Origin of the sequence: Virgibacillus siamensis (assembly GCF_039522605.1) — a bacterium.
In the GTDB taxonomy this organism is placed as follows: Bacteria; Bacillota; Bacilli; order Bacillales; family Amphibacillaceae; genus Lentibacillus; species Lentibacillus siamensis.
This window is the reverse complement of sequence record NZ_BAAADS010000012.1, coordinates 274539-289405: the sequence shown is the minus strand read 5'-3', so window position 1 is coordinate 289405 and position 14867 is coordinate 274539. Positions and strand designations below refer to the sequence as shown.

Below are 14867 nucleotides of genomic sequence, written 5' to 3'. Positions count from 1 at the left end.
CATCAGGGAAACAAGTAATGACCCAGTCAAAACAATCATCCTGATGTATTTGATTTAAGAATTTGGCAGCGTCCTTAACACTGTTGCCAATGTAACATCAATTATTCTAGAAAATCCTTCAATCGTTTGCTTCTGCTTGGATGTCTCAGCTTTCTCAGTGCTTTCGCTTCAATTTGACGGATACGCTCCCGTGTGACACCAAATACTTTGCCAACCTCTTCAAGTGTCCGTGTACGACCGTCATCAAGTCCAAATCGAAGACGAAGCACATTTTCTTCACGGTCCGTAAGGGTATCCAGCACATCTTCCAGTTGTTCCTTCAACAATTCATATGCCGCATGATCTGATGGAGAAACTGCTTCCTGATCTTCAATAAAGTCACCGAGATGGGAATCATCTTCTTCCCCAATTGGCGTCTCCAGGGATACTGGTTCTTGAGCAATTTTCAGAATATCCCTTACTTTATCTGGTGATAGTTCCATTTCTTCGCCAATTTCCTCAGGTGTTGGTTCACGACCCAGATCCTGCAGCAATTGGCGCTGCACACGAATGAGCTTATTAATCGTTTCCACCATGTGGACCGGAATCCGAATCGTTCTGGCCTGGTCCGCGATAGCACGAGTGATTGCCTGGCGAATCCACCATGTTGCGTACGTACTAAATTTAAATCCTTTCCGGTAATCAAATTTTTCTACAGCTTTAATCAGACCCATATTTCCTTCCTGAATCAAATCAAGGAACAACATACCTCGTCCGACATAGCGTTTGGCGATACTGACCACAAGACGAAGGTTAGCTTCAGCCAGACGCCTTTTTGCTTCTTCTTCACCATCTTCAATTCGATGCGCAAGATCAATTTCTTCCGCAGCGGATAACAAATCCACTCTGCCAATTTCTTTCAAATACATGCGAACAGGGTCATTAATTTTTATCCCAAGCGGAACACTTAAATCATTTAAATCAAATTCTTCCTCCTTGGCAATTTGCTGCATCTTCGGGTCCTCTTCTGAATCACCAATTATTTCTACACCCTGCTCTGTAAGGTACTCATAAAATTCATCCATTTGCTCAGATTCAAGCTCAAAATTGGACAAACGGTCAGCTACTTCTTCATAAGCTAACACCCCGCGCTTCTTACCCAGATCAAGAAGTTGATCTTTCGCCTGGTCAAGTGTCAGTTCATGTTCATTTTCTTTTGTCTGTGAAGGCTTATTTTCGGCCATGAGTCCCCCTCCTTTCAACTGCTATTAAAATTCAATTTATATGCTTCAACTGCTTCTGCAACTCAATAATTTGCATGGCAATTTTCGCGGCTTTAACCGGGTCATTTTGCTGTTCAGCCAATTTTTGCTGTTCGCGCAATGTCTTAATATCTGTCATGTTACTCTGTTCCGCGCGGATAACCCGTATATAGTCATTAATCTCGCCGTCACTGATATTATCAATCAGCGGCATCATTGCAATTTCTGTTACGAGCTGTTTTAACCTGCTGTCTGACAGTTGTTCCAGAAACATACTAATATCCGCTTGATGATTACCTTCATAAAATGCGTATAAATGTGTCGCAATCACCTTATGATCATCTACATTGAATGATGCTCCAAGTTCCTGCTGCACCCTATCTGTAATTGATACATTCTGCAGCATGTGTGCCAAGAGCTTCCTTTCCGCATTATGATATGCCGGCAGCAGTTGGTTTGACGGTTGAAAACCTGATACCCTATTAGTATATCTGTTCTCTTCTCTCTTATCCTTATGAATTCCCGACTTCCGGCGATGACCATTAAGTTCCTCTGTTAAAGTATCCATGGAGATATTGTACTCATTACTCAGCTCTTTCATGTAATATTCCCGTTCCACGGAACTGTCAATCATTGCAAGCTGTTTTAAAACATCTTCTATATATTGGATACGGTCTCCTTCATTGCGAAGGTTATAATCCTTTTTTATATACTGCATATAAAAACTCATGAAGGTTTTACTTGATCGAATGACTTCCTCCTGAAAAATTTCACCGCCATATTCGTGAATAAAACTGTCAGGATCAGTGTTCTCACGTAAATTGGCTACTTTTACAATACAGCCTGCGCGCAGAAGCAGCAATGCAGCTTTATAAGTTGCCTCTGTACCTGCATTGTCGGCATCATAACAAAGTACTACCGAATCGACATAGCGCCTCAACAGTTTCGCCTGGAAATCAGTCAATGATGTTCCCATTGTTGCCACTGCATTTTTAACGCCTGCCTGGTATGCAGATATCACATCCATATACCCTTCGAACAAAACTGCCTCATTTTGTCTGCGGATATGCTTTTTGGCCAAATCAAAATTGTACAAAAGCTTACCTTTTTGAAACAGCTCACTCTCCGAACTGTTTAGGTATTTAGGTTCCTGACCGGTAATCGTTCTTGCCCCGAAGCCAACTGTTTTACCTAGATGATTTCGGATCGGGATGGTAACCCGGCCCCTGAACCTGTCTGATACACTATTATCCTGATTAAGTGAAATGAGACCCGATTTCACTAAAACTTGCTGATGAAAGCCTTTTTTTTCAAGAAACTCAGATGTGAAATTCTTGGCGTTGGGTGCAAACCCCAACTGAAATGCTCCAATTGTTTCATCACTAATGCCACGGTCTTTAAAATATTGATATCCTTCTTTACCATCCTTTGTAAAACGTAATAAATGGTGATAAAGTTTTGTAACCCATTCATATGCCGAAAGGACATTCTGATTTTCCTCTGAAACAGAGGTCTGATTGTTGAGGGCTGCTTCCGGCAAATCAATCCCGCTTCGGTCAGCCAGCAATTTTATAGCTTCATAAAAGGTGAAATCCTCTATCTCCATAATAAATGTAAGCACGTTTCCACCTTTACCGCACCCAAAACAATGAAAAATTTGCTTTTCCTGTGTGACCGAGAAAGATGGTGATTTTTCCCCATGAAATGGACATAGTCCAAAATAGTTACGTCCTTGCTTTTTCAGTTGAACATATTCTCCAACGACATCAACAATATCATTGGATTTACGGACTTCTTCTATTTGTTCTTCAGATATTCGATTTGGCATATTAACCACCATGCTTTATTATAATTCGATACTCATGAAGAATATCCTTCATGTTTCGACAATATTTTTTTGGAAGTCGAAAAAAATTTCCTTCTATGATGTTTGTACTTAGAAGGATGATACTTTCAATACCTGATATATTCACTTTTATTATTGTACCACCATAATTTCCATCATAAACCCATGAATATAGCATATTCCGGTATGTTATATATTAATTCTACAAAGGATAGATCGAATCCTTCCTTTTTATTAATGTTTTATTATTCTGAATACCTGAAATAGCTATATGATATTTTCACACAGAAAATAATTATAATATAAAACAATGATGTATGCTACCATTTAATCTTATTTATATTAGAAAACTTGGTTAATACACCTTTCTTAACAGTTAAAAGAAGCACAAGCGCCCGTGTAGTAACTTACGGAGATACAGCGGATCTCGTTCATCACTAGGCGCCTGAAGTTAGAGTGACTGATTCTGATAAAACATCTGTTATACAATCATTTATTTCCGTATCATATGCAGAATATGATTAGCCGTTTCTTCCACAGCCTTATTGGAGACGTCGACAACTTTGCATCCGATTTTTTCCACAACTTGATTGAAAAATTTCAGTTCCTGATGAATCCGCTCCATATTGGCATAGGTCGCCTGGTCTCCTAGTCCCAATGCTCTTAACCGTTCCCTGCGTATTTCATTTAATTTTTCGGGACTTATTCTTAATCCAATACATTTATCGGGGCTCACCTCATAAAGCTCTTCCGGGGGATCCACTTCCGGAACGATAGGGACATTCGCAACCTTCAGCCGTTTATGGGCCAGGTACTGGGAAAGTGGTGTCTTTGAGGTTCTGGATACCCCAATTAAAATAATATCTGCCCTGGCTATACCACGCGGATCCCGGCCGTCATCATACTTAACCGCAAACTCAATAGCCTCTACCCGTTTAAAATAATCTTCATCCAATTTATGAACAAGACCTGGTTTTAACCTCGGTGAATTCTCGAAGACACGTTCCATCGCATCCATCATCGGTCCCATAATATCAATTGCCTCGATATCCTTTTCTGCGGCTTTCTGATTCACATATTTACGCAGATCAGGATCAACCAATGTGAACCCTAGAATACCATTCGTTTCCTGTGCAAGCTGAATCGTGTCATCAATTGTTTTATTGTCATCCACATAGGGAACCCGCTGGATTTTGTATTCGCCATTATTAAACTGACTTAAACCTGCCTTGATAACCAATTCAGCAGTTTCCCCGACAGAATCAGATAATACATATACTAATTTAACAGCCATACCGAAGTGCCTCCCTTATTAATGCTCATCCATAATTAATTCAACAAACGCTTTTGTAATCGTAGTCTTTGTAATTCTGCCGATAATTTCCAGCCCGTTATCTTTTTCCTTCACCACCGGCAGCCCATCAATTTGCTTATTTATAAGTTGCTGGGCTGCATCAATAATCCGATCATCCTTATAGCAAACAGTGATATTGGGCATTCTTGTCATGATTATATGTACCGGTATAGCGTTCAAATCCTGATTGCCGATACTCGCCCGCAGCAAATCCTTACGTGAGAGAACACCTGTAAGACAAGCTTTGTTGTCCACGACAAACAGTGTTCCGACATCCTCCAAAAACATCGTGGAAATAGCATCGTAGACAGATGCATCCTCTTTAACCACAATGGGTACCGATTGATATTCATGCACCTTAAACTTTTTTATTTTTTCGGTCAGGAGCTCTGATCCGGTTTTACCTGTATAAAAATATCCGACTCTAGGTCTTGCTTCCAGAAATCCGGCCATCGTCAGGATGGCCAGATCCGGTCGCAAGGTTGCCCTTGTTAAATCCAGTCGATTTGCAATATGTTCTCCTGTAATCGGACCGTTCATTTTGACAATTTCAATTATTTGCTCTTGTCTATTTGATAATTCCACTTTTCCACCACCCTGACGGAATAAATATGTCATACTATTAATCAATATTATAGACTAAATAGAGTGAAAAAGAAAATTTAGTTATACTGCTTCCTGACTTAAAATTGCTGCTTCCACTCAATAGCTGACAGGTCAGCAAAATCACGAATCAAGTCTGAAATTGAATTAACAAGCCCAAGACGGTTATTGCGAATTGCAGCATCATCAGCCATCACCATATTGTGTTCAAAGAATTCATGAATTGGATCCGCCAGCTCACTGAGAATTGAAAGTGCAGCTCCCGCCTGATGCTCATCATTGACATTACTGAACCTTTTTGCAACATCGGTAAAAATATTGTATAACCTCTGTTCAGATGGTGTCACAAACTTTGTTGAATCAACCTTCGAATGATCCGCTTTTTTCGCCAGGTTTAAAGTGCGTACTAAGGCTTCTTGTACAAATTTAAAGGAAGGATCATTCCTTTTTTCGGACAATAATCGTGCTTTATCAAATGAATAAGTAACCACCCCGATGCCCCTGTCCAAAACAGCTTGAATAACATCTTGTTCAACAGAAATATCTCTTAACAAATACGTTGTTCGCAATTGAAAGAACTGCTCCGGCTCCGTCCGTACAGCAGAAGCGTCATTTTGTTTAACCGGGAGATTCCGGTACACGTCCTGTGCCAAATCCAATAATGCTTCAACAGTTATATTCCATTTATAATGCAACAAGATTTTCAGAATTCCTGCTGCCTGTCGTCTGAGACCATACGGATCATGGGAGCCTGTTGGAACGAGACCTACTGCGATACAACCCATAATGGTATCCAGCTTATCAGCAATGCTGACAATGGCACCTTCAACCGCCCCCGGAAGTTGATCACCTGCATGGACAGGCAGATAATGGTCGGCAATCGCTTCTGCTACCGACTCATCTTCGCCAAAATGCAAGGCGTACGTTTCACCAATAATTCCCTGCAGTTCTGTAAATTCATTTACCATGTTAGTCGGTAAATCAAATTTGCAAATTTCAGCTGCACGAGTGGCGTGGTTGCCGGAAGTTTCACCAATTCCTAATTTGCTGATGAGCCGTTCTGTTAATGAAACCACCCGTCGAACTTTATCACCGACAGTACCAAGATTCTCCTGAAAAATGATTCGCTCCAGTTTTTCCAGGTAATAATCAATGGAATGTGACTGGTCTTCCTCGAAAAAGAATTTAGCATCGGAAAGTCTTGCGCGTAATACTTTCTCATTTCCTTTTGCAACAGTTTCAATGGCGTAATCATTACCATTTCGTACACCGATAAAGTATGGAAGTAAATTACCGTCAGCTGACTTCACAGGAAAATAGCGTTGATGTTCTTTCATTGATATTACCAGAACATCTGACGGAAGCTGTAAAAATGTATGATCAAAAGAACCTTTAAATACTGTTGGATATTCCACCAGATTCCGAACTTCATTAAGCAGTTCCGGATCAACAGGAATTGTAAATTCTTCTTTCTGTTCAATAGCTTGAATACCCTCCAGGATCATTCGTTCACGATCATCGGGATTTGCAATGACATAATTGTTTCGTAACAGCGTTTCATATTTGCTGGGCTCTGTAACAGCAACTTTTTCACCCAGGAACCTGTGGCCATAAGTATATTTATCTGAGTCAACCCCGGCAACTGACAGCGGAATCACCTCGTTCCCGTACAGGGCGGTAATCCAGCGAATCGGCCGTGCATAACGCATTGTTACATCTGACCAGCGCATATTTTTTGGAAATTGAATAGCCTCAACTATCGAATCCAGTTTCGTCAACAAGTCGGCTGTTTTCCCACCTGTTGTGACCTTTCGAACAAAAATATACGTTTCACCATTCTGATCTTTAGTAATAATATCATCGACCGATTTACCCTGACCTTTCGTAAAACCAATGGCTGCCTTCGTCCATTTGCCATCATCTGTTTGGGCAATCTTTAATGATGGGCCTTTCACTTCCTCTTCTAGTGAAGACTGTTCTTCGGCGATGTCCTTGATAAGTACGGTAAGCCTTCTTGGTGTAGAATATGATTGTATGGAACCATAATCGATTCGTGATTTGTCCAGCCATTTTTCCGTCTTAGTCTTCAGTTGCTTTTCTGCATCATCAACAAACCGGGATGGCAATTCTTCAAGTCCAATTTCCAGCAATACATCTGCACGCATTATTTTACCTCCTTCTTAAGCATTGGAAATCCGAGTCTCTTCCGTTCCGCCACGTATGATTTAGCAATACTTCGTGCCAGATTGCGAATCCTTGAAATATAGCCGGTCCGTTCTGTAACAGAAATTACACCTTTAGCATCGAGGAGGTTAAACGTATGCGAGCATTTAAGTACATAGTCATACGCCGGGAATACCAAACCTTTTTCCATCGTATCCTTTGCCTCTTTTTCATACATGGCAAACATCTGAAACAACATATCTGTATCTGATTCTTTAAAGGTATACGTGGAATGTTCATATTCCGGCTGCAAAAAGATGTCTTTTACTGTAAAACCATCCGTCCATTCCAAATCAAACACATTCTCTTTATCCTGGATATAGGACGCCAAACGTTCAATTCCATAAGTCAACTCAACAGTAACCGGGCTCGCCTCCAATCCGCCGATTTGCTGGAAGTATGTAAACTGGGTAATTTCCATGCCATCAAGCCACACTTCCCAACCCAGTCCCGCAGCACCGAGCGTTGGATTTTCCCAATTATCTTCCACAAAACGGATATCATGTTCAAGCGGGTCAATTCCAAGTGCCTGCAGCGACTCTAAATATAAATCCTGAATGTTCTCGGGCGATGGCTTCATTACCACCTGAAACTGATGATGCTGATAAAGCCTGTTGGGATTTTGACCATACCGTCCATCAGCCGGACGTCTTGACGGCTCAACATATGCTGCATTCCATGGCTCGGGTCCCAGACTCCTTAGCAGTGTCATCGGCGACATTGTCCCAGCTCCTTTTTCAACATCATATGCCTGCATTAAAATGCAGTTTTGATCTGACCAATGCTTTTGCAGTGTTAAAATCATTTCCTGGATTGTCATCCTTGTAACCTCCATCATTATTATCATTAAAAAACCCGTCCCTATGTCTTCTTTCAAGACATAGGGACGGGTTGTCAGTCCGTGGTTCCACCCTATTTGCTCTATTCATCCAGAGCCACTCTATACATGCTGCTCAGGAGGGCCATTCCCTAATGCCCCATTGTCCGGCTTTCACCATCCCGAACTCGCTCACAACAGGATTCATTACGTACTATTCTCCATCTCCGCAGAGTCTTATCATGTTAAAATTATGTAAAAAATATCATACTCTATTCTCACCACAATTGTCAACAGATTATCCTCAGGTAAGCTTATCAAGTTGATTTAGAAACTTTTTGGACTTTAAAAAATATCCACCATATTGGTCGTAATAAGAATCAATCAATTGACGAAGCAGTCGAATATTTTCCGGCTTGACTGAAATGGTCCCAACACGTTCCAAACCGACACTGGCAAACAGCCGCAGCAACTTTGCCACTGAATCAGGAATACTGGCCGCACCATGATCAATATGTCTGCACCGTCTGCACAGCAGCCCGCCCTCGATAACAGAAAATGAGAAGGGTGCCTCCATTCGTCCGCAGTTTGCACATCGATCAACAATTGGCGCAAAACCACCTTTTGCAAATAACTTGAACTCGTACATCATAATTGGAACCTCGGCAGTTTCATGACCGGAAATCCAGTCCAGCGTCTGACACAACTGCTTATACAAATAAATATCCGGACTTTTCGGATCTACCAGTTTATCTGTCAATTCAGCAATGTACGCTGTATAGGCAGTTTTAACAATGTCTTCCCGTATAACACGATGTGACTGAATTATTTCACCCTGTTGAATAGTGCTTAATCCGGAGCTGACATATACAAAAAACTCCCCCAGTATAAATGGCTGCGTAACAGCAGCCATTCTACTTTTAGGTTTTTTTGCCCCCCTTGCAATTGCACTGATTTTTCCCAGTTTATTGGTGAAAATCGTCACAATTTTATGCGTTTCACTGTAATCCTGTGTTTTTAGTACGATACCTTCCATTTTCTCAAGCAATCAGTATCACCTTTTCCCGATTTTATGCTGGTCTTACATGTTTGTATCAAACGATGACACTTGCTCATTATCCTGTTTTTTAAATGAATTATTGGCTTTCGGCTTTCCTTCTTCCAACTCTTTCAATAATAAATAGGTTTCAATGTTTCCTGTTTGACTAAATAATCTCCAGGTAAAGTCGATCACAAGAAACCCCACCTTTCTTTTAGCTTATTTGAAAAAGTACTTATTCCTTAGAATTACCATTGCCTGCGAAACAATTAGTAATAAATTTTACCAAGTTTAATATTCATCACTGCGGAAACCAAGCTCTCTTAGTTGTGACTGTTTGTTCCGCCAATCCTTTTGAACCTTCACCCATAAATCCAGGTAAACTTTGGAACCCAATAATGACTCAATGTCCTTCCTTGCATCCTTGCCTATATTTTTCAGCATGCTGCCCCGTTTACCGATTATGATACCTTTTTGCGTTTTTCGCTCGGTAATAATCGTTGCCTGTATATATACAGCATCAGATTCACGTTCTTCAATATTCTCCATCACAACTGCAATCGAATGTGGAACTTCTTCCCTCGTAAGTTGAAGCGCTTTCTCTCGTATCAGCTCACTGATAATAAACCGTTCCGGGTGATCAGTAATCTGGTCTTCAGGATAATATTGCGGGCCTTCCGGAACATATTTTTTCAGTACGTCAAGCATGTGGCTGACATTATTACCCTCTCGCGCCGAAATTGGAATAATTTCCGCAAAATCGTATTTATCCTTGTATTGTTCGATCAGTGAAAAAACCTCTTCCGGGTGAATTAAATCAATCTTGTTGATAATCAGAAATACAGGGCGATTGATCTGCTGGAGACGATCCAGAATATACTGATCTCCTCTGCCGTAGCCTTCATTTGCATTTATCATAAACAATACAGCATCAACTTCATTCAATGTATCTTCGGCAATTTTAACCATAAAATCACCAAGACGATGCTTCGGTTTATGAATTCCTGGTGTGTCAATAAAGATAAGCTGGGCATCCTGTTCTGTCAGTACACCCTGAATTTTGTTCCGTGTTGTTTGTGCTTTATCACTCATTATAGCAATTTTTTGCCCAATTACATTATTCATGAATGTGGATTTTCCAACATTTGGTCTGCCTACAATTGCTACAAACCCTGATTTGTATTCGTTAGCCATGATGTATCCTCCAGCGAATTTATTCTATCTGCTATCTTCATCATACTATAAAATCAATCATCTTTCATATATCCGACAAAACCTTTAAAAACTTTTTTGTTTTCCTTATTTCTCAACTTCAATCGACATTGCTCCTGTGTCGGTTAAAGAGATAAACAAAAAACCTTCCAAATCAGAGAAGGTTTTCAGGCGAAGTTAAGACAAGTGCTATTTCCCACGTATTGTCCTTTGATATCCATAAACTGCGACTTAACTGTTGGAATGTTTTCCACTTTCTCGCCCTACCGTCCGGGATCGCTTCGGGCGGATGCTTTCACTGCCAGCATAAGTGCGACATCAATTCAAGAAGACCACTTTTACTGTGTCTTCTTTACCGCGGGCACGGCCTTAGCCCCCTTGAGAAAACCGCTCTGCGGGGTCTTCGGACTCGTGCTTCCCGCAGGAGTCACCGCCCTCCGCTCACCCGGACTAGTGTAGTGGTATCATCCGTTTTTCTACAACGATGTCGATTCCAGCAAAGAGTCATCGACGTAAAAATAGCGGAAGCATAAATCAGATAGCAACTTCACATAAAGGTTTCCTTCATTTCCGAAACGAAGATTAGCAATCCAATGATGACGGCTAAAATGGCTGCTAGTAATACTGCCCCGGCGGAAATGTCTTTAATTATTTTCGCGTTTTGATTTATTTCCGGTTTGATATAATCAATCATTTTCTCAACAGCTGTATTGATTATTTCGGTGATCAAGACCAACCCGATTGTCAAAAAAATGATTGTCCATTGCAACAGATTCAGCTGGAAAAACAGACCTGCTGCAATTACGAACACTGCTGCGACTAGATGAATTCTGAAATTCCTCTCTGACTTTAATACTTCACGCAGTCCATTCCAGGCAAACAGGAAACCAATTTCCCGCTTTCTGTCCTTACCGTTCAATTCCAAACTCACCCAATATGTCATGCTGCCGCTTAAACATTTTTGTTTCGTCCGTTTCATTCATATGATCATAACCAAGCAGATGAAGAAAGCCATGAACTGCCAGGAAGCTGAGTTCCCGTTCAAATGAATGCCCATATTCATCAGCTTGTTCCTGTGCCTTTTCGACTGATATTACAATGTCTCCAAGCACTACTGGCATATCTTCACTGATGATATCCAATTCTCCTTCACCAATTTCCTGCATTGCAAACGAAATGACATCTGTCGCCGTATCCCGCTGGCGATAATTCCGGTTCAGTTCCTGGATCTCCTTATTATTTACGAATGATATGGAAACCTCCGTACCTGGGGCAATCCCCTCGGCATCCGCTGTAAACAGGATCAGCCGCTGGAGCAAATCCACGTAATCGGAGGAGATTGAGTTGGTTTGATCATGAAAATCAATATGCATTAATTAGCCTCCTTGTTCGGGTATTTAAGCCTTGAATGAAAAATTCCTTTTAACGTTTCACAGATTGTCTGATGCACCTTATCCAATTCATTTAATGTAAGATCACACTCGTTCAGCTGTCCATCCATTAACCGGTCTTTTACAATGGATGCCACAATTTCATCAATCTTTTCTTTAGTAGGCTCCTTTAAAGACCGTACCGCAGCTTCCACCGAGTCACAAATACTTATAATCGCTGCCTCCTTGGTCTGCGGTTTGGGGCCCGGATATCTGAACATGTCTTCACTTACATTCTTATTCTCCTTTGTTTCCTTATGATAAAAATATTTCAGCAGCGTTGTACCGTGATGCTGCTCTGCGATATCAATAATTTCCTCTGGCATCTTATGTTTTTTAAGTAAATCAGCCCCATCATACGGATGATTTATGATGATTTCCGCGCTTTGAAATGGATCAATTAAATCATGCGGATTTTTAATCGATACCTGATTTTCAATAAAATAATGCGGCCTTTTCGTTTTCCCGATATCATGGTAGTATGCCCCGACTCTTGCCAAAAGTCCATTCGCTCCCACTGCTTCACATGCAGTTTCACTGAGATTTGCAACCATCACAGAATGGTGGTAAGTTCCCGGTGCTTCCGTAAGAATTTTCCGAAGCAATGGGTGATTTGGGCTGGCCAATGAGAGTAACTTTATATCCGATAAAATACCCAATCCTGTTTCAAAAAATGGCAGCAGACCAATTGTCAAAACTGCTGACAGCAATGCCGCAAAAATACCATATCCCGCATAAACCAGTAAATCACTGAATGAATATTTCTCAAATGACAGGAATAAGAATAATAGTATAGTCAGCGTATTAACAACAGCCATGCCTCCTCCTGCCTTAATAATAGCCAGCCTGTCCTTGATATTAATCAGGAAAATAATACCGGCCAACTGTGCAAAGAAAAAGTAAATTCCGGCTTCTATATTCAATAAGCCTGGTATTTGGCCATTGAAAATAACACTTCCCAAAATGGCGTAAAGCATAGACAGAACAATTGCAAAGCGCTCGTCAATCAATTGTTTCATCAGCAGTGAACCAGTCGCAACCGGCACTGCAAAAAACAGCGGATTTCCTGTTGCCGAAAATAAACTGACCACCTTCATGGCAACAACAACAATAAGACTGATAAACAGAACTGCAGCAATTTTTCTTTTATCCAACTGATCCTTTTTGAATAAGTGAATCATTTCAGAACCGATGACTGCTACAACCAACAAAATCAGCAACGCGAGTCCAATTACAGGAAAAACGTTACGCTCCTGATTTAAAAGACCGACTAACTCCAACTCTTCATAAATTTCGTCAGTAATTGTCTGCCCTTCCCTGACAATTATTTCTCCGGCCCGGATAATAACCGGTTCAACATTGCTCGCGGCTTCTTTCCTTGCTTGCATTGTCTTTTCAACATCGAAAAACGAATTCTGCACAACGGCAAATTCACCCAATTTTTGCAATGGTTCTTTCAAGCTTTTATCCAGGGATGAATATTTAATGCTCTGTTTTACTTCGGCTTCCGCAACTTTAATATTTTCCGTGCGCACTCCCTCGTTCAGTACGGTCTCCAATGAGGAAATCAGCAATCCTTTTGCAGCTGAACGTTTACTTTCTTTAATACCCAATAGTTCATAAAATAATCCATCATCGACTTTTTCGGTTATTTCCGGAGACAATATTTGTTTCAGGCGACCAACTTTTTCCTGACCCGAAATAGAAGTTGCCGGATTTTGCTTACCGCTTTTAAAAGCATCATCCTCAACCTTCGCAACAGCTTCAAAGGTTTCTTCCACATAGGAAAGGCGTTCTTTTGTTATTTCAGTGGAAATATGATAACGATCGCCCACCGACTGAACTGTCTCACGTGTTTTCCGCTCAGTATCCTGTTTATTTTCAATCGTAATCGGCGAACGGATTGTTTCATTCGCTTTCGAAAACCTTTCAATATTGTATGTCTCGGTATATACATTGTTTACAGTCATGACAAAGAAGAAGACACCCAAAAGAAAGACCGCAACGGCAATCACCCATCTGGGCCGAATATGTACTAAATGTTGCAGAAGTTTTTTCATGACTGTCACCTCAACATCCGAAATGTAGATACAGAAATAAGACCCCTTATCGATAGGGTCTTACACTTTTTCATCAAACCTTACTTAGCGTTTTCATAGGCATTAATAATTTTCTGCACCAGCGGGTGTCTTACTACATCAGTTTGTGTTAGTCGAATAAAGGAAATACCATCAACGGAAGCGAGTAAATTATTCGCTGTGTACAAGCCGGATTTAACCCCTTTTGGCAAATCAATCTGGGTAATATCACCGGTGATGACCATTTTGGAGCCAAAGCCAAGTCGGGTCAGAAACATTTTCATTTGTTCCGGTGTCGTATTCTGAGCCTCGTCCAAAATGACAAATGCATCATCCAATGTTCTTCCGCGCATATACGCCAACGGAGCAATCTCAATTGTATCCCGTTCAATCAGGCGTAACGTATGTTCCGCTCCAAGCACATCGTGAAGTGCATCATACAATGGTCTTAAATATGGATCAACCTTTTCTTTTAAATCACCAGGCAGAAAACCGAGACTTTCACCCGCTTCAACTGCCGGACGGGTTAAAATAATCCGTTTCACTTCACCATTCTTCAAGGCGCGAATCGCCATCACTACGGCAAGATAAGTTTTGCCTGTTCCTGCTGGTCCTATTCCAAAAACAAGATCATGTGATTTAATTGCGGCGATATAACTTTTTTGACCAAGTGTTTTCACCCGAATGGACTTTCCATTCGCATTCTTTGTAATCTCATCTTCGAACAAAGCTTCAAACTGATTCAGTTTTCCCTTTTTAGCCAAATCAGCTGCATACACAACGTCCCGTTCAGTGATCGTCAATCCTTTCCTGACCACCGACAGTAGCGTTATTAGCAAATCTTCCGCCAAGGCTGCATCTTCTTCATTCCCTGATACATGCACCTGCTCGCCTCTTGTTACAATGGTAATATCCATTTGCTGTTCAATCTGTTTCAAAAATTTATCATTCGTACCAAACAGTTCCAACGCTTCACTTGGTGTTTTCAGCTGTAAATCTATTGTTTTAAAGTTTCCTGACATAA

At 40.9% G+C, this 14867-nt stretch carries 13 protein-coding genes; all 13 read right to left on the bottom strand.

What is annotated here, in order from left to right:
- Nucleotides 1-101 precede the first annotated feature (101 nt).
- Nucleotides 102-1223 carry an RNA polymerase sigma factor RpoD gene (gene rpoD, locus ABD010_RS09570; protein ID WP_343812413.1) on the bottom strand — a complete coding sequence of 374 codons (1122 nt, stop codon included), beginning with the start codon at nt 1221-1223 and terminating at the stop codon, nt 102-104.
- A gap of 31 nt (nt 1224-1254) precedes the next feature.
- Nucleotides 1255-3069: a DNA primase gene (gene dnaG, locus ABD010_RS09565; protein WP_343812412.1), complete on the bottom strand. Its 1815-nt coding sequence runs from the start codon at nt 3067-3069 to the stop codon at nt 1255-1257.
- Nucleotides 3070-3580: 511 nt separating this feature from the next.
- Entirely contained in the window at nt 3581-4381 is an 801-nt protein-coding gene (locus tag ABD010_RS09560) for a pyruvate, water dikinase regulatory protein (RefSeq protein ID WP_343812411.1), read from the bottom strand.
- Nucleotides 4382-4399: 18 nt separating this feature from the next.
- A complete protein-coding gene (gene ccpN, locus ABD010_RS09555) occupies nt 4400-5026 on the bottom strand; it encodes a transcriptional regulator CcpN (protein WP_343812410.1) in 627 nt (208 codons plus the stop codon).
- A gap of 98 nt (nt 5027-5124) precedes the next feature.
- Entirely contained in the window at nt 5125-7209 is a 2085-nt protein-coding gene (glyS, locus tag ABD010_RS09550; RefSeq protein WP_343812409.1) for a glycine--tRNA ligase subunit beta, read from the bottom strand.
- Nucleotides 7209-8087, bottom strand: coding sequence for a glycine--tRNA ligase subunit alpha (glyQ, locus tag ABD010_RS09545; protein ID WP_343812408.1), 879 nt, complete (start codon nt 8085-8087; stop codon nt 7209-7211). The genes glyS and glyQ overlap by 1 nt, the downstream gene beginning before the upstream one ends.
- 301 nt (nt 8088-8388) lie before the next feature.
- Entirely contained in the window at nt 8389-9132 is a 744-nt protein-coding gene (recO, locus tag ABD010_RS09540) for a DNA repair protein RecO (RefSeq protein WP_343812407.1), read from the bottom strand.
- A 33-nt stretch (nt 9133-9165) separates the two neighbouring features.
- A complete protein-coding gene (locus ABD010_RS09535) occupies nt 9166-9318 on the bottom strand; it encodes a YqzL family protein (protein WP_343812406.1) in 153 nt (50 codons plus the stop codon).
- 96 nt (nt 9319-9414) lie between these two features.
- Entirely contained in the window at nt 9415-10317 is a 903-nt protein-coding gene (gene era, locus ABD010_RS09530) for a GTPase Era (RefSeq protein ID WP_343812405.1), read from the bottom strand.
- Nucleotides 10318-10882: 565 nt separating this feature from the next.
- Nucleotides 10883-11254, bottom strand: coding sequence for a diacylglycerol kinase family protein (locus tag ABD010_RS09525; protein ID WP_343812404.1), 372 nt, complete (start codon nt 11252-11254; stop codon nt 10883-10885).
- Complete coding sequence (ybeY, locus tag ABD010_RS09520; protein WP_343812403.1) at nt 11244-11708, bottom strand: rRNA maturation RNase YbeY; 465 nt, start codon at nt 11706-11708, stop codon at nt 11244-11246. Before ybeY ends, ABD010_RS09525 begins: the two co-directional genes overlap by 11 nt.
- Nucleotides 11708-13825, bottom strand: coding sequence for an HD family phosphohydrolase (locus tag ABD010_RS09515; RefSeq protein ID WP_343812402.1), 2118 nt, complete (start codon nt 13823-13825; stop codon nt 11708-11710). Before ABD010_RS09515 ends, ybeY begins: the two co-directional genes overlap by 1 nt.
- Nucleotides 13826-13905: 80 nt before the next feature.
- Nucleotides 13906-14865, bottom strand: a complete 960-nt coding sequence (locus tag ABD010_RS09510; protein ID WP_343812401.1) for a PhoH family protein — start codon at nt 14863-14865, stop codon at nt 13906-13908.
- Between the last annotated feature and the right edge of the window lie 2 nt (nt 14866-14867).